The following is a 25,380-nucleotide window of genomic DNA, read 5'->3' as shown; positions in this document are numbered from 1 at the left end:
CCAGCGTAGTGACTACAGCCAGCCCTGACGCGACGCTTGCACGCCGAGCTGGAACCGCGTCTGCGCTCCCAGCGCCTCCTGCAGCCGGCCGATCCGGCGCGCGATCGTCCGCTCGCTGACGCCGAACTCGCGCGCGATCGACTCGTCCGTCAGCCCCGCACTCAGGTAAGTCAGCAACCGCTTCGACTCCAGGCTCGGCGCGGCGTTCACGTCGTTCAGCTCGGTCCCGCCGGTGATCGGTACGGCGATCCGCCACAGCGCCTCGAAGATCCGGGCCAGTCCACCCAGCAGCGGGGACTGGTGAACCACCATGGCGACGAACTCCGGCCCGCGCTCCACCTCCGCACGTGCCCCGACCAGCGCCCACCGGTCGTCGACGATCGTGATGTTGAGCGGCACGTACGGGAACACCCGGGCCTGCTCGCCGGCGTCGATACACGCCTGGACCATGTGCAGCGCGTTGGCGTCCTGGAGCACGTGTGCGCCGTAGATGACCTCGTACCGGACGCCACGCTCCAGCGCGTCGAACATGCCCTCGACGATCTTCAGCTCGCGCGCCGCGAGGTTGCCCGTCGTCATCGCCCGTACGTGGTCCTGTGCGTCCTTCTGGACCGAGTTCAGCACGGCCTGCGAGGCGGCGTACGTCGGGAGGATCTCGAGGTAGTCCTGGCGGCCGGCGGCCGCCAGGACTCGGTGAGGAGATCGGCGCTCTCCCGGGCCAGCGCGGCCTGTTTGGTGTGGCGCTCGGCGAGAGCGTCCATCGCCAGCCGCGGTGGACGTACGACGAGGGCGTCGTCGGTCCGCTCCACCAGCCCCAGGCCGATCAGCTCCTCGACCGGGTCCTGATCCGTCGGCGAGGTCTCTGGGCGCTGCATCAGCCGCACGAGGAGCGCCTCGGCCGCAGGGGTCAGGCCGAGCGCCTGGAGCGCTTCCATGCCTTTGTGTATCACCACCGACAGGTTCTCGCCATGCCGGTTTCTGACAGGTCCCAACGCTCGTACCGCCCGCTGTGCCCGGCAAATACTGATGCCGCCCACATCCCCCATGCGTTTGCAGGAGTCCCCGATGAGAAAACGCCTGATCAGGCCTGTGGTGGCCGCCCTCGGCCTCACGCTCGGTCTCGCCGTCCCCTCGGCCGCCGCCGCAGCTCCTTCACCCGGTCCGGTCGCCCTGGTGCAAGGCGCCGTACCGCACAAACTGGACCCGAAGTTCCAGCAGCTCGCCGACGAACTGCCGGCGCTGCGCGAGCGGGCCGAGGCCGTCAAGGCCAAGCTCGGGCTGCACGACAACCCGGTCCAGGAGGCCGTGCTCGACGCCATCGACCCAACGCAGTACAAGTGCTCCGACGCCACCCCACCGGTCGTGGCGGCGATCCTGCCCGACACGACGAACTGGACTCAGGAGCAGGCACTCGCCGTACTGCACGTCCTGATCTTCAACATGGCGCTGATGGACGCGGCGTACCTGCCCCAACCGGGTCCGTACACCTTCGGCTCCCACGGCCAGTACACGCACACGGTCAACAGCACCTTCAAGGACCTGACGAAGTTCTGGGACATCCCGACCCGCGGCATCTCGGTGGTGCCCGCGCACGGCCGCTCGATGCTGAACGCCGAGGTGAACTACCGCGTCTTCACCGTCCTCTACGGCCTCGACCCGGCACAGTCGCGCGTCTCCGCCGACCTCGTCGCGCACGAGCTGAACAGCCCGGCCCTCGGGTACGGCGACCTGCCGATCTTCACGTTCAACGCCTACGCCACTCCGGGCGGTGAGGACATCCCCGGGTACGGGAAGTCGCCCAAGCGAATCGCGTTCGGCGACGGCATGATGGAGGGTTTTGCTCGCGTCGGTCTGGGCAGCGTGGCCCCGCAGGCGATCCTCGGGCATGAGTTCGGTCACCAGGTCCAGTTCGCCGACTCGCTGATGCGGCCGGAGCTGCCCGGTCCGGAGGCGTCCCGGTGGGCGGAGCTGATGGCGGACTCGTTCAGCGGGTACTTCCTCACCCACGCGCGGGGCGAGCGGATGGGCCTGCGACAGGTACGCGACTTCAGCCAGATGTTCTACCAGCTGGGCGACTGCGGCTTCACCGCCGACGGCCACCACGGCACACCGAACCAGCGCCTGAAGGCTTCCCTATGGGGGTACGGCGTCGCCGTCACGATCCCGCCCCGCAACCGCGTGCTGCCGTCGCTGGTGGTCTTCCACCTGTTCGCCGCGCACTACCCGCGGCTGATCGCACCTGACGCGACCAGCTGAGCCCTGTTCGAGGGTGCCGTACGCCGACCACCTGCGGCGTGCGGCACCCTCTCGTTCGGCCCTGGTTTGCCCGTCGCCGCGGCCCGTCCGGAACTCGTTTTGGAGCAAGGCGACAACTCCTCTATGCTTACGGCTGTCCCTGGAGCTTCGGCTCCCGCGGGTCCGAGTCCCCATCGTCTAGTGGCCTAGGACGCTGCCCTTTCAAGGCGGTAACGCGGGTTCGAATCCCGTTGGGGATACGGCCGAAAGGCCGGTGCAAGAACTAGCTCGAAGATGCTGTACGATCATCGAGTCCTTTGGCCCAGTAGCGCAGTTGGTTAGCGTGCCGCCCTGTCACGGCGGAGGTCGCGGGTTCGAGTCCCGTCTGGGTCGCCAGGAGAAGGCGGCGGTGTCCAACACCGCCGCCGATCTTTCTCCCCGGTCAGGTAGCTCAGCTGGTAGAGCGTCCGCCTGAAAAGCGGAAGGTCGGCGGTTCGAGACCGCCCCTGACCACAACACCCTCTCCGCACACCGGGGAGGGATTTTTCTTTCCCACGCGTCGACCACCATCGTCACCTGGACGTCCGTGTGAGCCACGATCGCCTGCACGATGTGCGGCGGCAGTTGAGTCCTAGGAGCAAGGTCACACACCAGGGGTGCAGCGGGACGCCGCGCCGTTTCCCAGCAGCTTCTTCGCGATGCCGCCGGCGACGTTTTGGGTCAGCGGCTGGGGCGTTCGAAGATGAGTTCTAGGCCGTCTTCTTCGTCCCACTGTTCGCCGTTCTCGACGAAGCCGAAGCCTGCGATGGTGGCCAGGGATGCCTGGTTGGTGGGGCTGATGGTGGCCCGGACGGTCCGTACTGCGGGTTCGGCTGCCGCGCGCTCGAGGAGCGCGTTCACGATCGCCTTGGCGAAACCCTGTCGCCGGTACGGCGGGTCGACCGTGTAGCCGATCTCCACCATGCCGGCCTCGTCCGGTGGACCGTGGAAACCGGCATAGCCGACCACGATCCCGTCGGCCACGACGAGCTTGACGAGCCACCCGAAGGTGCTGGGATCGCGGGTCAGCTGATCGAGGCGGTACTGCCAGAGCCACTTGGCCCGGTCAGTGAGGAACTCGTCGCCGAGTGGGAAGCCGAGCTCGGTCTGTGCCGCGGGGCGGTCGTCGGCCAGCAATGCACTCAGCGCGGTACTGGTCATCTCGACGAAGCGAACCGCTCGGGGGAAAGTAGTAGTCATCGCAGTCATCCTCGGTCCCGGCGGCCCGCCAGGCGAACCATTAACCGCCGGCGCTACAGCTTGATGCGGCCGGTTTCGTAGGCCCACATGGCGATCTCGACCCGGTTCCGGGCGCCCACCTTGCCCATCACGCTGGTCAGGTGGGTCTTCACGGTGCTGAGGCTGATGTGCAGCTCCGTGGCGATCTCGGCGTTGGTCCGGCCGGTCGCCGCGGCGGTCAGGACCTGTTCCTCGCGGGTCGTGAGCGGATCGACCGGTTGGACCGGTACGCGGCCGGTCGGTGGTTCGGAGAACGCGGCCAGCAGCCGTGCGGTGATCTTCGGCGCGATCAGCGCGTCACCGTTGGCGGCGGCGTGGATCGCCTGGACCAGAAGGTCGGGGCCGGCATCCTTGAGCAGGAATCCACGCGCGCCGGCCTTCAGCGCGCCGTACACATACTCGTCGAGATCGAAGGTGGTGATCACCACGATCGCCAGTGGGTCGTCGACGCCGGGGCCGGCGAGCTCGCGGGTCGCCCCGATCCCGTCCAGGCCGGGCATCCTGACGTCGAACAGGCACACGTCGGGCCGCAGCCGGCGGGCGAACTGGACCGCTTCCAGGCCGTCGGCCGCCTGACCGACCACCTCGATACCCGGTTGCGCATCGAGGATCATCGCGAGTCCGGTCCGGACGAGATCCTGGTCGTCGGCGACGAGTACGCGGATCGTCATCGGCCGACCGCCGTTCGCGGCAGCACCACGTCGACGGACCAGCCGCGGTCCGCATCGGGTCCCGCGGCGAACGTTCCGCCGAGTAGCGTGGCCCGCTCGGTCATCCCGACCAAGCCGTAACCGAACGAGTTCCGGGGCGCCGAGGTGGCCTCTCCGTCGTCGCGGACGGTCAGGCGGACAGAGTCGTCGTACGACGTCAGCCGAACGTCAATGCGAGTCGCCTGCCGAGCATGCCGTACGGCGTTCGTGATCGACTCCTGCGCGATGCGATAGATCGCGGCGCCGACCGCTGGTCCGAGGTCGTCGAGGTCGCCCGACACCTCGACCTCGACCCGCGGCCGCTCCCCGACGCTGCGGGCGAGCCGCTCCAGGTCGGCTACTCCCGGTTGTGGAGCCAGCGCCGCTGTTCCGTCATCGCGCAGTACGCCGACCATCGTCCGCATCTCGGCGAGAGTACGCGTGCCCTCCGCCTCGATGATGGCGAGCGCATCGACCGCGGCTTCCGGGCGGGTGGCCGCGACGGCTCGGCCGGCCTGGGCCCGGATGACGATGGCCGAGACGTGATGAGCGACCGTGTCGTGCAGCTCCCGGGCCAACTGCTCGCGCTCCCGGAGTCGCACCTGGTCCAGCTCGCGGACCCGGGCGGACCACCAATAGCGGACCGCGGCCCCGACTGCCGCCGGGAACAGCAGGAACATGCTGCCGGCGGCGGCTTCGCCGTACCCGGTGAAGTCACTGATGAGTCCTAGCACCAGCGCCACCAGGATGAACGCCAGCCCGATCAGGATCTCGCGGCCGGATCCCCAGCGAACAAGTGAGTACGGCAGCAACACCACGCAGATCATCGAGTACAGGCCGAAGGTCGCGTCCCCACTGATCAAGGTCCCGATGTTGACCACTATCAGGGCTCCGAAGGCGGCGGCCACCACGGCCAACGGGTGGGTACGACGCCACAGGAGAGCGCACACGGTTGCCACGGCGAGCACGAGCGCGACGGGCCTCCAGACCACATCCTCACGGAGTACACCTTCGAGAACGACGGCCGTCAGCAGGCCGGCGACGAGCACCCAGTCGCGCCACACCCGCCTGGGCGGGTCGGGCGCTCGCGGCTCGGCCAGCAGCGAGCGGAGCGCGTTTCTCACCATGCCCACAGCGTAGGGACTCCGGGCGCCGAGCGGATCGGCTCAAAGTACGGGACGCGACCCGGCTGATCGGCCGAGGGAAGTCCGCCTCATCGCCTGAGGTGGTGGCCGGCCCCACGGCCACACGATGAGTTCAACTCTCGCTGAAGGGATCTGTGATGAGGTCGAATCTGTACAAACTGGGCCGGTACGCCGCACGTCGGCCCTGGGTGGTGATCGGGGCGTGGCTGGTGGTGGCGGCGCTCGTGATCGCGGCATCCGGCGCCTTCGGCAAGAAACTCGAGGAATCGTTCGGAGCACCTGGTGTCGACTCGCAGTCCGCGACCGATCTGCTGTCGGCCGCGGGAGCGGATCAGGCCGGGCTGACCGCGCAGGTGGTCGTGACTCCGCTCGACGAGCACGCGACGCTCAACGCACCCGAGCTGCGGGATGCGCTGACGCAGATCCGGTCGACTGCGGCTTCGTTGCCCCACGTGCTGGAGGCGGCCGATCCCGTCATCTCGCCCGACGGCCGGGTCGGGCTCATCAAGCTTCAGTATCCGGTGCTCGACAAGCTCGAGCCGAGCGACCTCGAGCAGCTCAAGACCCTGACAGCAGTGGAATCGCCGCTGCGGATCGAGCTCGGCGGGGATCTCTTCTACGCGTTCGAGGAAGCCCCGGCAGGTCTCGGCGAGGCGGTCGGGCTGATCGCCGCGATGGTCATCCTGCTGCTCGCGTTCGGATCGATCATCGCGATGGGGCTGCCGATCGGAATGGCGGTGTTCGGCCTCGCGCTGGCGATCAGCTCACTGTCCTTGGTCACCTATCTCATCGAGCTGCCCAGTTGGGCGCCCGTACTCGGCAGCATGATCGGGCTCGGCGTGGGCATCGACTACGCGCTGATCATCGTCACCCGGCACCGCGAGAACCTGGCCCGCGGGATGCAAGTCGAGGAGTCGGTCGGGCGTGCTGTCTCCACGGCCGGGCAGGCTGTGCTGTTCGCCGGTGGCACAGTGGTGATCGCGATCCTCGGGCTGGTGGTGGCCGGCGTACCGTTCATGACTGCCGGCGGGATTGCCATCTCACTGATCGTGCTGACGATGGTGCTCGCTTCGCTCACCTTGCTGCCCGCGTTCCTTGGTCTGGCCGGACATCGGATCAACCGTCTTCGGGTACGGCGGGTGCAGTCGTCCCCTGGTTCGGGCTGGCAGCGGTGGGCGGGGCACGTGTCCAAGCACGCCGCCGCCTACGCCGTCGGCGCCACCGTCCTGCTGCTGGCACTGGCCGCACCCGTGCTCGCACTTCGCGTCGGTACGCCGGACGACGGCGCGCTGCCCGTGACGCGAACCGAGCGCCGGGCGTACGACCTCGTTGCCCAGGGATTCGGTGCCGGTAGCAACGGTCCACTGGTGATCGCCGTCGACGTCTCGCGCGATCCGAGCGTCGTACTACCCCTGTACGACGCCGTCCGGGCCGATCGGGGCATCGCGTCGGTCGCACCTCCTCAGGTGAACACAGGGGCCGGCGTCGCGACGTTGATCGCCGTACCGACGACCGGACCGCAGGACGACGCCACGATGACGACAGTCGAGCGGCTTCGCGCGGAGGTCTTTCCCTCGGTACTGAGGAGCAGTCCGGCGAAGGCCCATGTCGGTGGTCAGACGGCCACCCTGGCGGACGTGGGTGCGAAGGTCAACGATCGGCTGCCATGGTTCATCGGCGCTGTGATCCTGTTGTCCGTCGTGCTTCTCACGGTGGTCTTCCGGTCGGTCGTCGTACCGCTGAAGGCCGCGCTGATGAATCTGCTCAGCATCGGCGCATCCTTCGGCGTCATGGTGATGATCTTCCAGTGGGGTTGGGCCGCGGATCTGATCGGGCTGTCGTCGACCATCCCGATCCTCCCGTTCATCCCGATGTTCATGTTCGCCGTGGTGTTCGGGCTCTCGATGGACTACGAGGTCTTCCTGCTCACACGGATCCGTGAGGAGTACGTCCGGACCGGCGACAACACCGCCTCGACCATCCACGGCATCACCACGACCGGCCGCGTGATCACCTCGGCAGCGCTCATCATGATCGCGGTCTTCGTCAGCTTCTCCCTTGCCGACGACCCAACGGCCAAGATGTTCGGCCTGGGCCTGGCCACTGCCGTCCTCATCGATGCGACGGTCGTGCGACTGGTTCTCGTACCAGCCTTGATGAAGCTGTTGGGCGACGCGAACTGGTGGATGCCTGCCTGGTTCAACCGGCAGCCGACAGCGACCACCCGGACCGCTGTCGAGCTGAAACTTCCCAGAGTCTGATGCACACGCCCAGGGATCAGCTTCTTTTCGAACTCTGTGGCGGCCTTGGGCATCCCATGGGTGCGGGGCAGGTGCCTCGCGCCACGGTGGATAGGAGAGCTAGTGGTGCTTCCGGGGCCGGTGCGGGATTTGTGTGAGCGGTATCTGTTGCTGGTTGAGCGGGAGTTGCCTGCGGGGTTGGTGACTGGGGTTTATCTGCGTGGCGGGGTGGTGTTCGGGGAGTGGGCACCGCGGCAGTCTGATGTTGATTTTGTTGCCACGGTTGCTCATCGGCCGGAGCCGGCGGAGGTCGAGGCGTTGCGGGGCGTGCACGCGCAGTTGGCGGCGTACTCCTCTGTTCACTTTGATGGGCCGTACTTGCTGGCGTCTGATCTCGCGTGTGATCCGCGGACGGTGCCGCCGGTGCCCGAGATGATGCACACCGGGAAGCTCGAGGTGCTCGCGTCACCGTCGTGGATCATCGCCTGGCATGAGCTGGCGCGGGGTGGGATCACGATCGCCGGACCGGAGCTGTCCACACTGAAGATCTGGACCGACGAGCAGGTGCTGCACGCGTACACCGTCGACAACCTCGACACCTACTGGCGCCGCAACGCCGAGGGGCTGACCCGGGCGACCCCTGCCGACCTCCCGGCCGATGAGCAGGAGCGCGACTACCTACTCTCGCACTGCATCGTCGCCTCCGTGCGCCTGCACCACCTCCTGGTCACCGGCGAGATGACCGCCAAGTCCCACGCCGCCCGCTGGGCACTGACGCACTACGACGAACGCTGGCACCGAGTGCTGACCGAGGGGCTACGTCTACGTGAAGGCGCAGGCACCTCGGCGTACGACGACCAGGCCGAGCTACTCGCCGACATCCGCGATTTCCTGGCGCACGTCGTGGAGACCGGCACCGGCAAGCCAATGAGCCCAACCGGCGCCACTGTGGCACCGTCACATCCGGGCTCTTAGGACGTCGAATTCGCAGCCTGGGGTGTTGGGGTCGAAGCCGTGTTGTACGAGCCAGCGGGAGGCTCCTAGGCTTCGGAGGGACCACCAGCCGCGGATGACGTCGAGGTCTACGTCGGTGCCGTAGCCGGCTAGGAGGTTGGGGAGGCATTCCTCGTGGCCGAGGGTGAGGATGGCTAGGTCGTACAGGGCGTCGCCTCGGCTTGCCTCGGACCAGTCGATGATGCCGGTGACTTTGTCGTCCTGGACGAAGATGTGGGTGATCTGCAGGTCCCCGTGGATGAAGACCGGGGTCCACGGGCGGAGTGCGGCCTCGGCGACTTCGCGGTTGCGTTTGACCAGGTCGGCCGGAAGGGTGCCGCTCGTGATGAGCCAGTCGCATTCGCTGTCGAGGTGCGCGGTGATGTCGTCGAGGTTCTGTCCGGGCCATGGCGGCAGAGGCGCGTCGTGCAGCATTCGGATGGCGGCACCTGCCGCCGCCCAGGCGGCCGGCGACGCAGGTGAGGGCTCGCCGAGTACGCCGAGCGCCATACCGGGGACAGCTCCAAGGGCGAGTACTGGCGGCTTGCGCCACAGGATCTCCGGAGTCGGGATCGGCGCCAGGGCCATGGCTTCGACCTCGACGTCGATATTTGCCTGATCGGCGTCGATCTTCAGGAACACATCACCGACTCGCAGCGTCGCGCGCTCGCTATGGGCGACGACAACCTTGACCTCATCCACGCGCGCCATCCTCGCGGGTAAGACCACCTGCGTCACTGGAATATCGGCGCCACCAGCTGAGACGGCGCCAGGATCTGACCTATTTCGGCGTATTGTGCGGGTTCAGTTGGATTCAGGTCGACTTCGGTACTACGGTAGAGCGATGGTGTACTGCGGCTAGCAAAGCACACACTGTGATCGGGGAAACGCAGGGAGTCGACGAATCTGAGCGTCGCGGGGCATCGGAGGATCTTCGGTGCGGGGTTCAGATGTAGTCAGTGGAGTCGGGTAGAGCGGGTATAGGATCAGCCGGATCCGTGAGCCCGTCATTGGCTGAGCAGATTCGGGAGTGACAGTGGCCCCCTCACCAGAGGCCGTACGACTCGCCAGGAGACTTCGGGAACTCCGCGAGTCGCAAAAGCTGACCCAGAAGGACCTGTCGCGCGCGCTCAGCTCCGACACCCGGGTCGCGGTCGCAACGATCAGCTCGTGGGAATCACAGTCCAACCCGAAACTGCCGCCGGAAGAGCGCCTGCGATCGTATGCGCTGCTCTTTGCGAAGTCCGGCGTACCGGAAGGCCCGGCGCGGCTGCCGCGGGAGCAGGACCTGAGCGCGGCGGAGCGAGAGCGCTTCAACGCTCTCCACCGTGAGCTGGTCGGGCTGAGGGATGGAGTTCGTCAGCAAGCCACCCCGTCGCCCATCGGCGGGTCGTACACCTTCGACTTCGAGTCCGGACCGATCACACTGATCTGCCCGGAAGCCCCGGAGGACGGGCGATCTCCGCTCGCCGAACAGGACAACCCGAACTACACCCGCCTCTACAGGTATGCGGACCTCGACGCACTGATCGAGATGTGGGGCCATGTGCGCGCCTCCAACCCGGAGATTCGCGCTCGGCACCATCTTCCTTCCGAGGTGAACGCGGACCACCTGTCCGGTCACCTCATCCTGCTCGGCGGCATCGCCTGGAACCAGGTCACCAGCCGCCTGCTCCGAGTACTGGACCAACTGCCGATCCGGCAGATGTCCGTCGCGGACCTTGTCGACGGCGAGATCTTCCGATCGCGCGACGGCCGCGAGTACCGGCCCCAGTGGGAAGAGCTCAAGTACGTCGATCCGGACGCACCGTCGAAGGCGGAGCTCGAGGAGATCCAGGCGCAGGACGCCTGGAAGGGCGAGACTCCGCGGGAGCTCGTCGAGGACGTGGCTCTGCTCGCTCGGTTGCGCAATCCGTTCAATCACAGCCGAACTATCACCATCTGCAATGGCGTCTACAGCCGCGGTGTCCTGGGCGCAGTAAGAACGCTCACCGACGACGCCGTCCGCGAACGCAACGAGGCCTACCTCGCGAATACATTCCCGGGCGGCATCTTCGGTCTGCTCCTGCGCGTGCCGGTGATCAACGGCGAGGCCATTACTCCTGACTTGGAAATCCCGGAGAACCGCCTTTACGAGTGGTCCCCCGAGGAGGAGGACGAATGAGCCGTCAGCTCAAGCACGGCCAATCTCACGCGTCGCTGCTGCGCGATGTCTCCGCCGCAAGCGCTGCGCCGGCCGCGCGCAGCGGGCTGGACGCGATAGTCGTACCAGCTGCCCGGCCGGCATCAGCCCTGCAAGACGTCATCACTTTGTCTGCCACTCTGTCCGTGCCGCTCGTCATCCTGTGCAGCCGGCAGGCACAGGTCGGACAGGTCGTGCGTCGGGTGGAAAGGACGTTCGGCGCCAGAGCACTCGTCGTCGATGTGCCTGACAACTACCAACTTCCGTACGACGCCCCGCTGACGTCAGGCCCCGAGTTCAAGATGGCCTCAGCCGGCCGCTCGAGTGACCTCAGCGCCAAGCGGAACATCGGCCTGCTGCTCGGCCGGATGCGCGGATGGAACAAGATCCTGTTCGTCGATGACGACATCAGCCAGTTCAACCCATGGGATGTCGAGCGACTGTCCGGGACTCTTGACCGGAACCCGGTTGCCTCGATGGTCAGCCGGCACTTCCCCGATAACTCGGTGGTCTGTCATGCGCGACGGCTCGCCGGCTTCAGGCAGGACGTGTTCGTCAGCGGCGCAGCGCTGGGCGTCAATCTTCAGCAGCCGGGTCTGTCGTTCTTCGCGGATGTCTACAACGAGGACTGGTTCTTCTTCGCGCGGCATGCGGCCGAGCGGTCGTTGCCGAGGATCGGTGAGGTCCGACAGGCGAAGTACGCACCGTTCGCGGATCCGGGACGCGCGGATCGCGAAGAGTTCGGCGACCTGCTGGCGGAGGGCCTGTATGCGCTCTTCGAGAGCACACCCAAGTGGACCTTCAAAGAGCAGTTGGCTGCCGCTTCCCGGACGAGTCTGTGGCGAGAGTTCATCGAGATCCGGCTGGAGACGATCGAAGAGACGATCGCGGCGCTCTCCCACGCCCAACTGTCGGCGAATCCGGTGGAGTACCTGAGGATGCTGGACGCACACGAATCCCTTCGGGTTGCGGAGAAGCGAGCCTCGAGCATCACCCCGGACTTGTGCGTCGACTTCATCCAGAAATGGCAAGAGGACGAGCTGCAGTGGGAGCAGGTGCTGTGGCGATACACGTCGGAGCTCTCTGATCGCGACGCATTGGCCGAGCTCGGGCTTCAGACCTGGGCCTCTTGTGGGTACGGCGTATCAGCGCGCATCAAAGCGCAGGCGAATCTCCAGCCGACCGGAACCGTCGGCTAGCGGCTGCCGTTCGCCGGTCGGGCTGAATCCGAGGCGCTCGTAGACCTCGCGCGCCACGGAATTCGTGTCCAGCACCCACACCCGCCATTCGGTGACGTCGGGCTCGACCTCGGTCAGATGCCCGAAGATGGCGCGCAATATCCCGGTACGCCGGTGCCGCGGATCGACCCACACCGATTCGACGTGCCGCTCGTACGGCGGCCGGCTGTCGACGCGGACCGAGCTCGCCAATCCGATCACGCGCGCCTGGTGGCGAGCGACGATCCACCGCATCCGGGTGAACCGCTCCCGCCATGCGGACTCGCCGACCGCCACCTCGTCCTCGTACTCCGAGATGTACGCCGACGGCGAATCCTTGAGCGCCCGGAGGCGGACTTCCCGGGCGATGGGCCAGTCGTCGGCATCGAGCGTGGCGAGTTCCAAGGTCACGGTCCCCCTCGGTCGACGGCAGCAACGCATCCATCCCAGTGTCGCCGTTTCGCCCGAGGGCCAAACCGATTGCCGGACAATCTCACATTCCTAGGGCATCTCCCGGGAAGCTCCGGGTGGGGTGGATCCGGTAGGTGAACACACCCGCCCGCACCCCCGGATCGTAGTCCATGAGCCGTCGTACCTCGTCCGCCGTACCCGGGAAGATGCCGACTCCGCAGAGCGGGGAATCGTCCCGGACCGGGCAGACGACGTTCAGCAGACCGTCCGCGCGGAGCTCGAAATTGCGCCGGCCGTGCTCCCAGACGATCGCGTCGGCCCCGTCCTTGCCGTACTGCGGTCCTTCCTCGAGGAGCACGATCGTGTATTCGCGGGTCGTGCTCATCGCTGCGCGCATCTGGTCGTCCGTGAACCGAGTCATGCAGTCAACGTGTCACGAGCAGAACGCCTTGTCGAGGAAGGTGTTGACGGTGGCGTCCGGGTTGGTCGGCAGGTGCGGCGTGACGGCAACGGTTGCCTGCCGGCGGGTGTCGGCCGTGGAGAACGAATAGGCCTGGTACGCGAGCGCGTCGCCGTCGTTGCCGTAGACACGGATATGGCAGGCGGTGTCGTGCCAGGACAGGCCGAGGCCGTACGTCCCGTCCTCGATTCCTGGTGTCTTCATCGCCTGGAGCAGCCGCGCCGGGAGCAGTTGCCCACCGAGCAGGGCGGAGAAGAAGCGGTTGAGGTCGTGGGTCGTCGAGATGATGTCGCCGCCCGCGCCGAACAGCGTCGGGTTCATCTCGGTCCAGTCGAGCTGCCCGCCGTCCTTGGGTACGTAGCCATGCGGATGCGGCCCCGGGATGCGCGTCGACGTACGCGGCATCGTCGTACCGTGCAGTCCGAGCGGGCGGATGATCCGGCGCTCGATCTCGTCGGAGTACGTCCGGCCGGTCACCTTTTTGATGATCTCGCCGATGAGCAGGTAGTTGGTGTTCGAGTAGTCGTACTGCGAACCCGGCTTGTCGAACACCGGCGGATTCGCCAGCGCGCGCTCGATCTGCTCGCTCGCCGTCCAGGTCCGATACCGAAGCGCGTAGAAGTCCTCGCTCGGCGGCATCGGCAACGTGTTCTTGTAGTCGTACAACCCGCTGGTGTGGTTGAGCAATTGGCGCACGGTGATGTTCTCGCCGTTCGGTACGACGCCCGGCAACCAACGCTCCACCGAGTCATCGAGCCGGATCCGCCCTTCGGCAACCAACTGCAGTACGACGGTGGAGACGAACGTCTTCGTGATACTTCCTGCCCGGAACCGCCCGTCCACCGGGACCTTCCGCGAGGTCCCCAGCTCCGCAACCCCACTACTCCCACGCCAAACCTGCGCCCCGCTCCGCACCTCTGCCATCGCCCCGATCGCAGCCACCCCATCAACGCTCTTCTGCAAATCGCCACCCCTAGAAGGCGAAGCCGGCACCACCGCCGTCATCGCAGCAGTCACCAACGCAACCACTCCCTGCACCAGCATCCCGATCTCCTCTTGTCCGTCCGAGCCTCCAACCCTTCCCGCGACGGACACCACAAACATCGGGGATCGCCCGGGGAATCACCCCGTCAGTCGACCGACCAATCCATCCAACTGTTCAGTGGTTGCCCCCGAATTCCTCAGGTACGCAGCCGTTCCCCCGTACTGCGTCCGCAGATGATCAAGCAGCCTGACAATGACGTCCGACGACGTCCCGGAAGCTTCGTAGTCAGCGGCAACCAAGTCTCGCACTCCCAGGCGCTGCGGAGATCCACGAAGCGGCTGATCTTAGCGGTTTGTACGGCGGCAAGGCCGGCGGCGGCGAGCTGATCGAGATTGTCACTGCGGATCAGTCGACCCGGTTGGATGGCGCCGCCGCCCAGATCCCTTACATTACGGCAGTCCGGCCAGACTAAGGGTTGCATGGCAACCACAGTAGACTGGCCGGATGTTGCCGCAGGCAACTTATGCGGCGGCGGTCGCCTCGGCTAGTTGCTCTGAGGTGGGCTGGAGTTGGGGGGTTGCCATGGTGAGGAAGACGTTGGCTACGGCGAAGGCGGCGGCCGCCAGGAGGCCGCGTTCGTAGCCTGACTGGAGGGCCTGGAGTTGAGTTGCGCCGTGGGTTAGCTCGTTGGTCGTGTCGCTGATGGAGAGGGTAGTGACGATCGCCAGGCCCAGTGCGCCGCCGACCTGGTACATCGCGTTGACCACACCGGATGCCGCGCCGGCCTCAGCAGGCCGTACCTCGGAGACTGCGTTGATCTGGCCTGGTACGCCGACGCCGATGATGCCGAAGCCGAAGATGATCAGACCGGGCAGGAGCTGTGAGCTGTAGCTACCGGTGGCGTCAGCCTGGGACAGAAGGAGCAGTCCGCCAACACTGAGGACCGCACCGGCGAGCTGGACGGTCCGAGTGCCGAGTCTCTGCACCAACTGGGACGCCAGCACCGCACCGACGATCGCAGCGCCGCCCATCGGCAGGAAGTGGACGCCGGCCTCGAGTGCGCTGTCGCCACGCACCTGCTGCAAGTAGATAGCAGTCAGGAAGAACATAGACAGGAACCCGGCACCGTTCAGCGCCAGCGTCGCACCGGACACACTCAGCGCCCGCGACCGGAACAGTCGCAGCGGTACCAACGGAGCTGCGGACCGCGACTCCACCACCACGAACGCCACGAGCAGCAAAACCCCTGCGGTCAGCACGCCGACGACCTCGAACGATCCCCAGCCGGACGGCTCTGACCGCACCACGCCGTACACAACCGACATCAGACCAGCCGTGCCGAGCACCGCGCCGAGCGTGTCGAACGTACGACGACCCGTCGAGTGCCGCAGGTCCGGGACGAAGACCGGGATGAGGGCGATCAGTGCGATCACGATCGGAACGTTCACGAAGAAGACCCACTGCCAGCTGAGGGAGTCCACGAGTACGCCGCCCGCGACCACGCCGAGCGTGCCGCCAAGGCCGGCGAGACCGCCCCAGACGCCCATCGCGATGTTGCGCTCGCGTCCGTGGGCGAAGGTCATCGTCAGGATGGCCAGCGCCGCGGGTGACAGCAGCGCTCCCCCGAGGCCCTGGACCGCACGGGCGCCGATCAGGAACTCCGGCGAGTTGGAGAGGCCGGCAATCAGGCTGGTCGCGCCGAAGAGGACGAGGCCCGCGGTGAACACCCGGCGCGGACCGAGCAGGTCGGCCATCCGTCCGCCGAGGAGCAGGAAGCCGCCGAAGAGCAGTGTGTACGCGTTGATGACCCACTGCAGGGAATCGGCGGAGAAGTTCAGGTCCGCCTGGATGTGGGGCAGCGCGACGTTCACGATCGTCACGTCGAGCACCACGATGAACTGAGCTAGAGCCAGCACCGCCAGGGTGGCCCAAGGACTGCGTCGCATTGCCGTACCTCGCTCGGTTGAGAGTCTACGCTGTATGTATACGCCGTAAGCTTACGGAGTAGACACTAGGTCTACGGTGTAGACTTGTCAACGTGATCACCAAAGAGACCTCCCGCCGCCTCGATCCGGAGAAGGTCGTCGACAGCGCGCTGGCCATCGCCGACGACGAAGGACCGGCCGCGGTCTCGTTCCGGAAGCTGGCCGCGCAGCACGACGTCACGCCGATGGCGCTGTACCGGCACTTCAAGGACAAGGACGACCTGCTGGCCGCGATCGGGGACCGCATCCTGGCCGGCGTCGTACTCCCGACGCCGAACGACGAGCGCTGGGACAAGCAGCTCCACACGCTGCTGACCGCGTTCGTGACCGCGCTCCGGGGGCACCCGCGACTCGCGGACCTGACGCTGCCGCGGATCCTGATCACCGAGCCCGGCCTGGCGCTGTCCGAGCGAGCGCTCGAGCTGCTCGTCGAGGGCGGATTCACCGTCGACGACGCAGCCGAGGTCGGCCGGCAGGCGATCTGCTCACTGATCTCACTGGTGACCACGGACCCGGTCGCCCGCGAGGTGAGCGATCCTGAGGCTCGCGAGGCCTCCCTCCGGCGCAAGCGGGCATCCCTCGGCGCGCTGTCCCCGGAGCGCTACCCGCTGATCACCTCCGCCGCCGGCGCACTGATCTGCCCGGAGTCACGAGACCGGTACTACGAGATCGGCCTCAACCTCGTCGTCGCAGGCATCCGCGGCATCCGCGAGTAGGGCGTGTACGTACCCCGGCATCGGCCCGAGAGGACTACGCTCCGAAACGGAGCGATACCACTCTCTATGGAGGTACATCGATGGCGGGGAAGTTCGAGCTGTACAAGGACAAGTCCGGCGAGTTCCGGTTTCGTCTGAAGGCCGGCAACGGCGAGATCATCGCGACCAGCAGCGAGAGCTACACGACCAAGGCCGCGGCGCAGAACGGCATCGACTCGGTCAAGCGGAACGCGGGCGACGCGAACGTCGACGACCAGACCGACTGAAACGTCAACAAAACAAGGGGGTTCTCCACAGTCTGTGGAGAACCCCCTTCGTTTCGATCGGGTCAGAGACCGTCCGCGAACTCGACCCCGCGAACCTCGACGCCGAGCCCCTCGATCGCCGCGTCCGGGATCATCGCGGCCAGCTCCAGCGCGCGCTCCCGGGACGCCACGTCCACCAGGTAGTAGCCGCCGAGGAACTCCTTCGACTCCACGAACGGCCCGTCGGTCACCGCCGGGAGACCGCCCCGGACCGTGACGACCGCGGACTGGGCCGGCTGCTGCAGCGCGACCGTGCTGTGGAACTCGCCCGACGCCTTGATCGTGTCCATGAACTTCTGGTGACCGGAACCGATGGCCTGCTGCTCGGCCTCGGGCAGCGCGGCGAGCACGTCGGGGTTGATGTTCAGAACCAGTAGGTACTTCACGGTGTCTCCTTCACCCGCGGCCCCCGGAGTGGGTGCCTCTCATCCATCAGTACGGAGCGGGCAGGCGCACTTTGACATCGCCCGCAGATAACGTCGGATCGTGCTGAGTCTCACAGATGTCCGGGCCGCCGCTGAGCGCCTGAAGGGTGTCGCACACCGTACGCCGGTCCTCACGTCGCGGACGCTCGACGAGCGGGTCGGGGCGGAGGTGTTCCTGAAGGCCGAGAACTTCCAGCGGATCGGTGCATTCAAGTTCCGGGGTGCGTACAACGCGATCAGCCTGCTCACCGCCGAGCAGCTCGAGGCGGGCGTCGCGGCGTACTCCTCCGGCAATCATGCGCAGGCGGTCGCGCTGGCCGCGCGGCTCTCCGGGACGAGCGCGGTGATCCTGATGCCGGAGGACGCGCCGCCGACGAAGGTCGCCGCCACTCGCGGGTACGGCGCTGAGGTGGTCACGTACGACCGCTACACGCAGGATCGGGCCGCCCTCGCGCAGGAGCTGGCGACCGAACGCGGACGCACGCTGATCCCGCCGTACGACAACTACGACGTGATGGCCGGGCAAGGGACCGTCGCGCTGGAGCTGCTCGAGGAGATCGGGCATCTCGGCGCCCTGCTGGTTCCGGTCGGCGGCGGTGGATTGATGGCCGGTTGTGCGACCGCGGCGACGCTGATGTGCCCGGGGATCCGGATGATCGGGGTCGAGCCGGCGGCGGGCGACGACCACGCCCGCTCACTGGCCGCGGGCGAGCGGGTGGAGATCGCCGTACCGCGGACGATCGCGGACGGGCAGGCGATCTCGACGCCCGGCGAACTGACGTTCGCGGTGAACCGGCGACTGGTGGAGTCGTTCGAGCTGGTCAGCGACGAGGAGATCGTGGCAGCGATGGCGTTCGCCTTCGAACGGCTGAAGATCGTGCTGGAGCCGAGCGGAGCGAGTGCGCTGGCCGCATTGCTGGCCGGACGGATCCATGGGATGCCCGAGCGCGTCGGAGTGGTGCTGTCGGGCGGGAACGTGGGGCTGGAGCGGTTCCGCGAGCTGCTCGAAAAATAGCTGAATTCGCAAGGATTTTAGGGTGCCCTGACCACCCTCTGTGCCCGTTGTCACAGAAAGCCACCATCGTTTGTGACCGAGGTCACATCGAAGCTCTCATATCCCGCCTGTGCCCCGCTCAGACGCGCTCAGGACACCTGGTGTTCACCCAGGCTCGCTGACCCGTCAGATGCCCTCTCAAGGGCATTCGGGAGGGTCTTTGTGGATCTGAGGGTTTGCGTCGTGATCGTTCTGTTATACAGTCGTCGGCGGTTCGGTAAACAACACGAACCGCACGTGGGTCAACGCCGAGCCCTGCCAGGGCCCATGTGCTCCCCTCGAACACCATGGCAGGGGTGGGGAACCCAGGAAGTTGGGTCTCGACCGTGAGTGGTCGAAACCCTGGGGTGAAGTCCGCGGGAGCGGACCGGGCTATGAATCCCAGCCCGAACCCGACAGCTAACTTCACAGGCGTCGGGAGACAACCATGCCCGTCACTGCCCGACGGACGTCGCTTTCGCGCGCCGTCAGCCAGCTTTCCAGTACCGACCGGCCTACCGGCCGGACCCTGGCGAAGCACCGTAGAAACACCAGCAAGCCCGCGGCGCCCCGCGCCGCAGCCGCCGTCCTCTCGGTCGGCCTCGCTGTCGGCGGTGGAGCCGCCCTCAGCATCGGCACCACCCCGGCGACCGCCTCGGCGGCCACCATGACCGCCGCTCAGGCGCGCGGCCACATGAGCGTTCCGAGCCGGCCGTTGCTCCGGTTCCGCGACTCCGGCCCGACCGTCAAGTACGTCCAGCGCGCCCTGCACCTGGGGCCGGACGGCTACTTCGGCACCAGCACCGTCCGGGTGCTGAAGAAGTTCCAGGCGTCCTGGGGCCTCAAGGCCACCGGCTACATGGACAAGAACACCTGGGGCCGGCTGACTTGGGCCGCCAAGCACAAGGTGCTCTACGGCAAGGCCGGCGCGAGCACCGGCACCACCACCTTCCGGGCCAAGGTGCTCCGGGAGGCGGCCAAGCTCAAGGGCACGCCGTACCGCTACGGCGGCACGACCACCCGCGGCTTCGACTGCTCCGGCTACACCGGCTTCGTGTACAAGAAGGCCGGTCACAAGCTGCCGCGTACGTCGCGCCAGCAGTACAGCGCGACCAAGCACATCAGCCGCAAGGCCGCCAAGCCGGGTGACCTCGTGTTCTTCCGCAACGGTGGCGGCGGTGTGTACCACGTCGGCATCTACGCCGGCGGGAACATGCTGTGGCACGCCTCGAAGCCGGGTCGCCCGGTCGCCAAGGCGAAGATCTGGACCAGCAGCGTGGCCTTCGGCCGCATCTGAGTCCTGACCGGCGGCGCCCTTTCCCCCCATCGGGTGCCGCTGGTCGTCAGCGTCCTATCCCCCAGGCACGCTGGCCATGAAACCGGCCGGGCCGTCGATCCCCCACCCCTCCGACGGCCGGGCCGGTTTCCTATCTGCACGCCTTCCGTTCACCCCGCATCTCTACGCTGCCGTTGAGGCAACGGAGGTTTGATGCGGCGGCTGATCGTCCTGCTGTGGGTAGTCACGATGGGGACGGGTTTCTACGGCACGGTCCGGGGCGTGTCCGAGAAGGCACAGGACACCGGGAAGTCCTTCTGGCGGGTCTTCTTCTCCGGCCAGGAGAACTTCGTCTGGCACAGTGCGCCGGGGTGGTACTACCCGGTCTGGATCGCGCTGACGATCGTCACCGTGGCCGGCACCGCCTGGTACTTCTTCTCGCGCGACTAGTTGTCGAGCAGACCGGCTTCGTAGGCCAGGATCGCCACCTGCACGCGGTTCGTGGCGTCGAGTTTCACCAGGGCCCGGGAGACATGCGCCTTCACGGTGGCCTCGCTCATGAAGAGCTTCCTGCCGATGTCGGCGTTCTGCAGGCCGCGGCCGACCTCGACGAGCACCTCGCGCTCGCGTTCGGTGAGCTTGCTGATCCGCTCGCGCGCCACCCGCCGCCGGTCCGTCCGCGGGTCCCCGGCGAAGTGCCCGATCAGACGGCGCGTCACCGCCGGCGACAGCATCGCGTCCCCGGCAGCGACGACCTTGATCGCCTGCACCAGCTCGCGCGGCGGCGTGTCCTTGAGCAGGAACCCGCTCGCCCCCGCCTGCAGTGCGCGGAACACGTAGTCGTCCAGGTCGAAGGTCGTCAGTACGACGATCTTCGGCGGATCCGGCAGCGCCTGAACCTCCCGCGTCGCGGCCAGTCCGTCCAGCCGCGGCATCCGGATGTCCATCAGCACGACGTCCGGCCGATGCTCCTTCACCATCGCCGCGGCGTCGGCACCGTCCTCGGCCTCGGCGACCACTTCGAGCTCGTCGTCCGACTCGAGGATCATCTTCAGCCCGGCCCGGACCAGCGCCTCGTCGTCCACGATCAGCAGCCGCGTCATCGTTCCCCTTCGTCCACGAACACAGGCTCGGCATCTTGTTTGCGGTCGTCCCACGGCAGCCAGGCTTCGACCTGCCAGCCGCCTTCGAGCGTCGGCCCCGTGGTCAGCCGGCCACCGACCAGCTGCACCCGCTCGCGCAGCCCGACCAGGCCCGCACCGGCGCCAGGGAGCAGTGAACCAGCAGCCACCGGCCGTACGTTCGTCACCCTCACCGTCACGCCCTCGCCCCGCGCACCGTGGACCCACACTTCGGTCGCTGAACCGCGGGCGTGTTTGTGCACGTTGGTCAGCGACTCCTGCACCAGCCGGTAGACGGTCCGCCCCAGCGAATCCGGCACGTCAGCCGGCAGCGCAACGTCGTACCCGACGGTCACACCCGCGTTGCGGGAGTCCTCGATCAGCCGCTCGAGATCCGCGGCGTGGGGCACGGGCGACAGGTCGGCACCAGCCACGCTGACGTCGGACCGGAGTACGCCGAGGACCTCGCGGAGATCCTCCATGGCCTGCCGGGCGGTCTCGCGGATGAGTTTGGCCGAGTCTTCGACCTTGTCCGCGCCGACGGCCGGGTTCACCTCGAGACCGCCGGCGTGCAGGGCGATCAGCGAGACCTTATGTGCGAGGACGTCGTGCATCTCCTGGGCGATCCGGGCTCGCTCGCCCAGCCGGGCCTGCTCGCTCCGCAGCTCGCGCTCGGCCTCGGCGCGCTCGGCCCGGTCTCGCAGCGATGCCATCAGGTCGCGGCGGGCACCGACGTACGCGCCGACCGCGATCCACGTCCCGACCAGGAACGGCCCGGTGAAGATCGGGACCCAGATCGATCCCTGGCCACTCCAGGTATTCAGTACATAGGCGGCGTACGACGCGAGGCCGAGGATCGCCAGGGCCAGGTCGCGGCGACGGATCGAGAGCGTCAGCAGGGCGAGCCCCATCGGGACGAAGATCCCGCCGGTCAGCATCGTGACGACGGCGATCGCGGTGACCGTCACGGGGAACCGCCGGCGCCAGAGCAGCGCGACCGAGGCAACGATGCCGGCGCCGAGGACGTACCAGTCCTTGGGGCTCCAGCCGCCTCCGCCGGACGCGGCTTGCGCGACGATCGTGAGCAGGCTGAAGGCGACGTACAGGAAGTCGCGCACGCGCGGGGCATGCCTGACCCACCAGGCGTACCACCGGCGCAACCGTCGCATTCCGTCACTGTAGTTCGACGGTCGACGCGATCACGTCCCCCTTCCGGGTGGGTTCCTGGTCGCCGGAGGCAACTTTCGTAGGGGGTGGCCGCAGCCGCTCGTCCGATGTGCGAAGGGGGTCGCCGGCGGTTGACTCGATGTCATGATCACCGTCGAGAACCTGACCAAGCGTTACGGCAGCACCACGGCTGTCCAGGACGTGTCGTTCACCGTTCAGCCCGGCAGCATCACCGGCTTCCTCGGCCCGAACGGCGCCGGCAAGTCGACCACGCTGCGGATGCTCACCGGCCTGACGCCGCCGACCTCCGGCACCGCCACCATCACCGGCAAGCGGTACGCGGACCTGCCGAACCCGGGCCGGGTCGTCGGAGTCATGCTGGACGCCGCAGCACAGCACCCGGGCCGGACCGGCCGTGAGACGCTGCTGCTGAACGCGAGCCTGCTCGGGGTGCCGAAGAGCCGCACCGACGAGATGCTCGAGGCGGTCGGACTCAGCCACGCCGCGAAGCGCCGCGTCGGTCAGTACTCGCTCGGTATGCGGCAGCGGCTGGGCATCGCGGCCGCGCTGCTCGGCGACCCCGCCGTGCTGATCCTCGACGAGCCCGCCAACGGGATGGACCCGGAAGGCATCCGGTGGATGCGCGGGCTGCTGCAGGACTTCGCCGCCCGGGGCGGCACCGTGATCCTGTCCAGCCACCTGCTCGGTGAGGTGCAGGCGACTGTCGACCGCCTGGTCGTCATCGGCGGTGGCCGGATCGTCGCCGACGGCTCGCTGGACGAACTGCTCGCCGGGACCGGCACTCTCGTCCGCGGCCTCGACCCGATCCGACTGAACGAGGCCCTGACCGTGGCAGGCCTGAACCTCGAGCCGCTGGCCGACGGCTCGCTGCGCGTCGACGCCACCGCCGAGCAGGTCGGGCGCGCCGCCGCCGCTGCCGGTCAGATCCTGATCGAACTCCGCCAGAGCGACGGCGCCGGCCTGGAGGACCTGTTCTTCCAGCTGACCGCAGCGCCGACCGCCGCGGCCGCCTGATCACACCTACTTCTTCTTCTGGAGCTCATCGCTATGACCACCGTGACCGAAGACGTCCCGACCACCACCGCACCGGCCAAGCACCGGGCCGAGGTAGCGACCGCATTGCCGCCAGCCCGCGGCCAGTCGTTTCTGAAACTAGTTGCAATCGAACTACGCAAGTCCGTCAACACCCGCAGTGGCCGGGTCCTGATCGCCGCGATCCTGCTGATCGCACTGGCCGCCATGGCCTGGCAGTTCACTCACCTGCCGGCCGGGAACGCCGGCTTCGACGGCTTCCTGGGCGCCGGCTCCACCGGGGCGATGCTGTTGCTCCCGGTGATCGGCGTGATGGCGATGACGTCGGAGTGGACCCAGCGGACCGCGCTGACCACGTTCACGCTGTCGCCGCGCCGGGTCCGGGTCCAGCTGGCCAAGTTCGTCTCCGCTGTGGTGTTGAGCGCGGTCGTGATGACCGGCGTCGTCGCGCTGGCGCTGGCAAGCACCGCGCTCGCCGGTGGCGTCACCGACCACGCTGCGTCGTACGCCGGACTGGGCGGGCAGCTCGCCGGCGCCTACCTGACCATGGGGCTGAACGTCGTGATGGGAGCCGCGTTCGGTGCGGTGATCCCGCAGACCGCGGTAGCGATCCTGGCGTTCTTCATCGCGCCGACCGCGTGGTCGCTGGCCGGGCCGGCACTGTTCAAGGACAACGCGAACTACCTGGACGTGTTCGGCGCACTCGGCCGGATCGCGGAGCGGGATCTGCACGGGATGGTGCCCGAGACGCTGACCGCGGTCGGGGTCTGGATCGTCCTTCCGACCATCGTCGGACTGTGGGCTAGCTCACGTCGCGAAGTGAAGTAACGGGGCCGGACGCGGTGGGGTGAGCCAGTTTCAGGGGACCGGCTCACCCCGTCGATGCTGTGATCCGACCTCTGGACGGGGGCGGTGCGTGTGTCGATCCCGCGCGCCGGGTATCCTTGAACCACGATTACTGACGACTGATCCGTGGGCGCCACGCAGCGTACCCGGTTGACTTGTGCGAGGGGGTCGACGCTATGGGGCGCGGCCGTGCAAAGGCCAAGCAGACGAAGGTCGCACGCGACCTGAAGTACCGCACCTGGGACACCGACTTGGACCAGCTCAAGCGTGAGCTGTCCGGTGACCAGGGTGGCGACCGTTCTGCGAACGGCGAGAACGACGGCGACGGAGACGACGCCGACGACTACCACCCCCGTCGGTAAGCAACATCAGCCCGGCTGAGCTGCTCAGGCGCCCTTCGGGGTGACTGAGCAGTTCACCGTGCGTCCGACGAGAACCCACACCAGCACCACCTGTGGCGGATCAACGGTCGTAGCTGCCCGAGGCGTCGGACAGCTCGTTCCAGAGCCGCTCCCAGGTGGTGCTGGATGCAGGCCTACTTGGCGTATGCACCTTCGAGGGTGACGGTGCCGCCCGGTGTCGCGGTGACCTCGCCGCATACCCAGGCGGGGATGTCGCGGGCGGCCAGCGCCTGGATCGCCGCATCGGCGGCGTACGGGTCGAGTACTGCGACCATGCCCGCGCCCATGTTCAGCGTCTTCTCCAGCTCCGGCAGCGCCACGTCGCCGAGCAGCCCGACGAGCCCGAAGATCGGCGCCGGCGTCCAGGTCGAGCGGTCGATCCGGACCGACAGCTCGGCCGGGATCACGCGCGCCAGGTTCGCGGCGAATCCGCCGCCGGTGATGTGCGACATCGCATGCAGCGGCCGCCCCTCCCCGTCGTTCAGCTCCTGGATCAGCTCCAGACAGTGCTTGGCGTACACGCGGGTCGGCGTGAGCAGCACCTCGCCCAGCGTCGTACCCAGCTCCGGTACCTCGCGGTCCAGCGTCCACTTCGCACGGTCGAAGAACACGTGCCGGACCAGGCTGTACCCGTTCGAGTGCAGTCCCGACGACGCCATCGCCAGTACGACGTCTCCCGCGCGCACCCGCTCCGCGCCGAGCACCTCGTCCGCCTCGACCACGCCGGTCGCCGCGCCGGCCACGTCGTACTCGTCTGCCTTGAGCAGACCCGGGTGTTCCGCGGTCTCGCCGCCGACCAGCGCCGTACCGGCCTCGACACAGGCCTCCGCGATGCCCTTGACGATCTGCGCGATCGTCTCCGGGACCACCTTGCCGGTGCAGATGTAGTCGGTCATGAACAGCGGCTCCGCGCCGCACACGACCAGGTCGTCGACGACCATCCCGACCAGGTCGAACCCGATCGTGTCGTGCTTGTCCAGCTTCTGCGCGATCGCGACCTTGGTCCCGATCCCGTCCGTCGAGGTCGCCAGCAGCGGCCGGCGGTACGACGTCAGGGCGGTCGCGTCGAACAGGCCGGCGAACCCGCCGAGCCCGCCGACCACCTCGGGGCGGGTCGCCTTCGCCACCCACTCCTTCATCAGCTCGACGGCGCGGTCACCGGCCTCGATATCGACCCCGGCGGACGCGTAGCTCGCGCCTTCGCTCACGTTGTTCTC

28 protein-coding genes, 3 tRNA genes and 1 riboswitch are annotated in these 25,380 nt (G+C 67.5%); of the genes, 16 read left to right on the top strand and 15 right to left on the bottom strand.

Annotated elements, in window-relative coordinates; all coding sequences use genetic code 11:
* Nucleotides 1-12 precede the first annotated feature (12 nt).
* Entirely contained in the window at nt 13-624 is a 612-nt protein-coding gene (locus tag EV645_RS23215) for a helix-turn-helix domain-containing protein (protein WP_130446056.1), read from the bottom strand.
* Complete coding sequence (locus EV645_RS23210; RefSeq protein ID WP_130446055.1) at nt 618-935, bottom strand: hypothetical protein; 318 nt, start codon at nt 933-935, stop codon at nt 618-620. The genes EV645_RS23215 and EV645_RS23210 overlap by 7 nt, the downstream gene beginning before the upstream one ends.
* Before the next feature lie 130 nt (nt 936-1,065).
* Between EV645_RS23210 and EV645_RS23205 the strand changes: the two genes are divergently transcribed.
* The 4 genes from EV645_RS23205 (at nt 1,066) to EV645_RS23190 (ending at nt 2,748) form a co-directional block, all read left to right on the top strand.
* A complete protein-coding gene (locus EV645_RS23205; RefSeq protein ID WP_130446054.1) occupies nt 1,066-2,256 on the top strand; it encodes a hypothetical protein in 1,191 nt (396 codons plus the stop codon).
* 166 nt (nt 2,257-2,422) lie between these two features.
* Nucleotides 2,423-2,495, top strand: a tRNA-Glu gene (locus tag EV645_RS23200).
* A 59-nt stretch (nt 2,496-2,554) separates the two neighbouring features.
* Nucleotides 2,555-2,631: transfer RNA gene (locus tag EV645_RS23195), tRNA-Asp, on the top strand.
* A 44-nt stretch (nt 2,632-2,675) separates the two neighbouring features.
* A tRNA-Phe gene (locus EV645_RS23190) sits at nt 2,676-2,748 on the top strand.
* A 207-nt stretch (nt 2,749-2,955) separates the two neighbouring features.
* On the opposite strand, the gene EV645_RS23185 is transcribed toward EV645_RS23190, so the two are convergent.
* From EV645_RS23185 to EV645_RS23175, 3 genes are read right to left on the bottom strand one after another with little or no spacing between them, the layout of a single operon-like run.
* Nucleotides 2,956-3,474: a GNAT family N-acetyltransferase gene (locus EV645_RS23185; RefSeq protein WP_130446053.1), complete on the bottom strand. Its 519-nt coding sequence runs from the start codon at nt 3,472-3,474 to the stop codon at nt 2,956-2,958.
* 53 nt (nt 3,475-3,527) lie between these two features.
* Nucleotides 3,528-4,184, bottom strand: a complete 657-nt coding sequence (locus EV645_RS23180; RefSeq protein WP_130446052.1) for a response regulator — start codon at nt 4,182-4,184, stop codon at nt 3,528-3,530.
* Nucleotides 4,181-5,329, bottom strand: coding sequence for a sensor histidine kinase (locus EV645_RS23175; protein ID WP_130446051.1), 1,149 nt, complete (start codon nt 5,327-5,329; stop codon nt 4,181-4,183). Before EV645_RS23175 ends, EV645_RS23180 begins: the two co-directional genes overlap by 4 nt.
* Nucleotides 5,330-5,484: 155 nt before the next feature.
* Between EV645_RS23175 and EV645_RS23170 the strand changes: the two genes are divergently transcribed.
* Nucleotides 5,485-7,608: an MMPL family transporter gene (locus tag EV645_RS23170; RefSeq protein ID WP_130446050.1), complete on the top strand. Its 2,124-nt coding sequence runs from the start codon at nt 5,485-5,487 to the stop codon at nt 7,606-7,608.
* Nucleotides 7,609-7,710: 102 nt separating this feature from the next.
* On the top strand, nt 7,711-8,562 hold the full coding sequence (locus EV645_RS23165; protein ID WP_130446049.1) for an aminoglycoside adenylyltransferase domain-containing protein: 852 nt from the start codon (nt 7,711-7,713) through the stop codon (nt 8,560-8,562).
* Here the strand turns inward: EV645_RS23165 and EV645_RS23160 are convergent.
* A complete protein-coding gene (locus EV645_RS23160) occupies nt 8,545-9,282 on the bottom strand; it encodes a phosphotransferase family protein (protein ID WP_130446048.1) in 738 nt (245 codons plus the stop codon). The two genes, EV645_RS23165 and EV645_RS23160, sit on opposite strands and share 18 nt — an antisense overlap.
* Nucleotides 9,283-9,616: 334 nt before the next feature.
* On the opposite strand from EV645_RS23160, the gene EV645_RS23155 reads away from it, so the two are divergent.
* Together EV645_RS23155 and EV645_RS23150 are read left to right on the top strand one after the other, a co-directional pair.
* Nucleotides 9,617-10,744, top strand: a complete 1,128-nt coding sequence (locus EV645_RS23155) for a helix-turn-helix domain-containing protein (RefSeq protein ID WP_157997137.1) — start codon at nt 9,617-9,619, stop codon at nt 10,742-10,744.
* On the top strand, nt 10,741-11,961 hold the full coding sequence (locus EV645_RS23150) for a hypothetical protein (RefSeq protein WP_130446046.1): 1,221 nt from the start codon (nt 10,741-10,743) through the stop codon (nt 11,959-11,961). Before EV645_RS23155 ends, EV645_RS23150 begins: the two co-directional genes overlap by 4 nt.
* On the opposite strand, the gene EV645_RS23145 is transcribed toward EV645_RS23150, so the two are convergent.
* From EV645_RS23145 to EV645_RS23125, 5 genes are all read right to left on the bottom strand, one after another.
* Nucleotides 11,908-12,390, bottom strand: coding sequence for a GNAT family N-acetyltransferase (locus tag EV645_RS23145; RefSeq protein WP_157997136.1), 483 nt, complete (start codon nt 12,388-12,390; stop codon nt 11,908-11,910). The genes EV645_RS23150 and EV645_RS23145 overlap by 54 nt on opposite strands.
* An 82-nt stretch (nt 12,391-12,472) precedes the next feature.
* Nucleotides 12,473-12,811: a hypothetical protein gene (locus EV645_RS23140; protein WP_130446044.1), complete on the bottom strand. Its 339-nt coding sequence runs from the start codon at nt 12,809-12,811 to the stop codon at nt 12,473-12,475.
* Between the two features lie 12 nt (nt 12,812-12,823).
* Nucleotides 12,824-13,894, bottom strand: coding sequence for a serine hydrolase domain-containing protein (locus tag EV645_RS23135; protein ID WP_130446043.1), 1,071 nt, complete (start codon nt 13,892-13,894; stop codon nt 12,824-12,826).
* A 137-nt stretch (nt 13,895-14,031) separates the two neighbouring features.
* Entirely contained in the window at nt 14,032-14,316 is a 285-nt protein-coding gene (locus EV645_RS23130; RefSeq protein WP_130446042.1) for a tyrosine-protein phosphatase, read from the bottom strand.
* A 40-nt stretch (nt 14,317-14,356) separates the two neighbouring features.
* A complete protein-coding gene (locus EV645_RS23125) occupies nt 14,357-15,781 on the bottom strand; it encodes an MFS transporter (RefSeq protein ID WP_130446041.1) in 1,425 nt (474 codons plus the stop codon).
* 92 nt (nt 15,782-15,873) lie between these two features.
* Between EV645_RS23125 and EV645_RS23120 the strand changes: the two genes are divergently transcribed.
* Together EV645_RS23120 and EV645_RS23115 are read left to right on the top strand one after the other, a co-directional pair.
* The gene (locus tag EV645_RS23120) at nt 15,874-16,536 is read left to right on the top strand and encodes a TetR/AcrR family transcriptional regulator (protein ID WP_130446040.1); all 663 of its coding nucleotides are present in this window, start codon (nt 15,874-15,876) and stop codon (nt 16,534-16,536) included.
* An 80-nt stretch (nt 16,537-16,616) separates the two neighbouring features.
* Nucleotides 16,617-16,802, top strand: coding sequence for a YegP family protein (locus EV645_RS23115; protein WP_130446039.1), 186 nt, complete (start codon nt 16,617-16,619; stop codon nt 16,800-16,802).
* Between the two features lie 62 nt (nt 16,803-16,864).
* Here the strand turns inward: EV645_RS23115 and EV645_RS23110 are convergent, their stop codons facing one another.
* On the bottom strand, nt 16,865-17,227 hold the full coding sequence (locus tag EV645_RS23110) for a YciI family protein (protein ID WP_130446038.1): 363 nt from the start codon (nt 17,225-17,227) through the stop codon (nt 16,865-16,867).
* A gap of 100 nt (nt 17,228-17,327) precedes the next feature.
* Here EV645_RS23110 and EV645_RS23105 point away from each other — a divergent pair, with 100 nt between their 5' ends.
* The 3 genes from EV645_RS23105 (at nt 17,328) to EV645_RS23095 (ending at nt 20,025) form a co-directional block, all read left to right on the top strand.
* Nucleotides 17,328-18,281 (top strand): pyridoxal-phosphate dependent enzyme, encoded by a 954-nt coding sequence (locus tag EV645_RS23105; protein WP_130446037.1) that lies wholly within the window; start codon nt 17,328-17,330, stop codon nt 18,279-18,281.
* A gap of 299 nt (nt 18,282-18,580) precedes the next feature.
* A riboswitch (cyclic di-AMP (ydaO/yuaA leader) is annotated at nt 18,581-18,748 on the top strand.
* Complete coding sequence (locus EV645_RS23100) at nt 18,748-19,596, top strand: C40 family peptidase (RefSeq protein WP_130446036.1); 849 nt, start codon at nt 18,748-18,750, stop codon at nt 19,594-19,596. It overlaps the preceding riboswitch by 1 nt.
* Before the next feature lie 192 nt (nt 19,597-19,788).
* Nucleotides 19,789-20,025, top strand: coding sequence for a hypothetical protein (locus tag EV645_RS23095; RefSeq protein WP_130446035.1), 237 nt, complete (start codon nt 19,789-19,791; stop codon nt 20,023-20,025).
* Here the strand turns inward: EV645_RS23095 and EV645_RS23090 are convergent.
* Nucleotides 20,022-20,678 (bottom strand): response regulator, encoded by a 657-nt coding sequence (locus EV645_RS23090; RefSeq protein ID WP_130446034.1) that lies wholly within the window; start codon nt 20,676-20,678, stop codon nt 20,022-20,024. The genes EV645_RS23095 and EV645_RS23090 overlap by 4 nt on opposite strands.
* Nucleotides 20,675-21,865, bottom strand: a complete 1,191-nt coding sequence (locus tag EV645_RS23085; RefSeq protein ID WP_130446033.1) for a sensor histidine kinase — start codon at nt 21,863-21,865, stop codon at nt 20,675-20,677. Before EV645_RS23085 ends, EV645_RS23090 begins: the two co-directional genes overlap by 4 nt.
* Before the next feature lie 142 nt (nt 21,866-22,007).
* Here EV645_RS23085 and EV645_RS23080 point away from each other — a divergent pair, with 142 nt between their 5' ends.
* From EV645_RS23080 to EV645_RS23070, 3 genes are all read left to right on the top strand, one after another.
* Nucleotides 22,008-22,898, top strand: a complete 891-nt coding sequence (locus EV645_RS23080; RefSeq protein WP_130446032.1) for an ABC transporter ATP-binding protein — start codon at nt 22,008-22,010, stop codon at nt 22,896-22,898.
* Nucleotides 22,899-22,931: 33 nt separating this feature from the next.
* The gene (locus EV645_RS23075) at nt 22,932-23,744 is read left to right on the top strand and encodes an ABC transporter permease (protein WP_130446031.1); all 813 of its coding nucleotides are present in this window, start codon (nt 22,932-22,934) and stop codon (nt 23,742-23,744) included.
* 194 nt (nt 23,745-23,938) lie between these two features.
* Entirely contained in the window at nt 23,939-24,124 is a 186-nt protein-coding gene (locus tag EV645_RS23070; RefSeq protein WP_130387089.1) for a DUF3073 domain-containing protein, read from the top strand.
* A 173-nt stretch (nt 24,125-24,297) separates the two neighbouring features.
* Here the strand turns inward: EV645_RS23070 and purM are convergent, their stop codons facing one another.
* A complete protein-coding gene (purM, locus tag EV645_RS23065; RefSeq protein ID WP_130446030.1) occupies nt 24,298-25,371 on the bottom strand; it encodes a phosphoribosylformylglycinamidine cyclo-ligase in 1,074 nt (357 codons plus the stop codon).
* Nucleotides 25,372-25,380 lie beyond the last annotated feature (9 nt).

The sequence above is a fragment of the Kribbella rubisoli genome, assembly GCF_004217145.1.
Taxonomy (GTDB): Bacteria; Actinomycetota; Actinomycetes; order Propionibacteriales; family Kribbellaceae; genus Kribbella; species Kribbella rubisoli.
The sequence above is the reverse complement of the archived record's forward strand: the minus strand, read 5'-3'. Positions and strand labels throughout refer to the sequence as shown.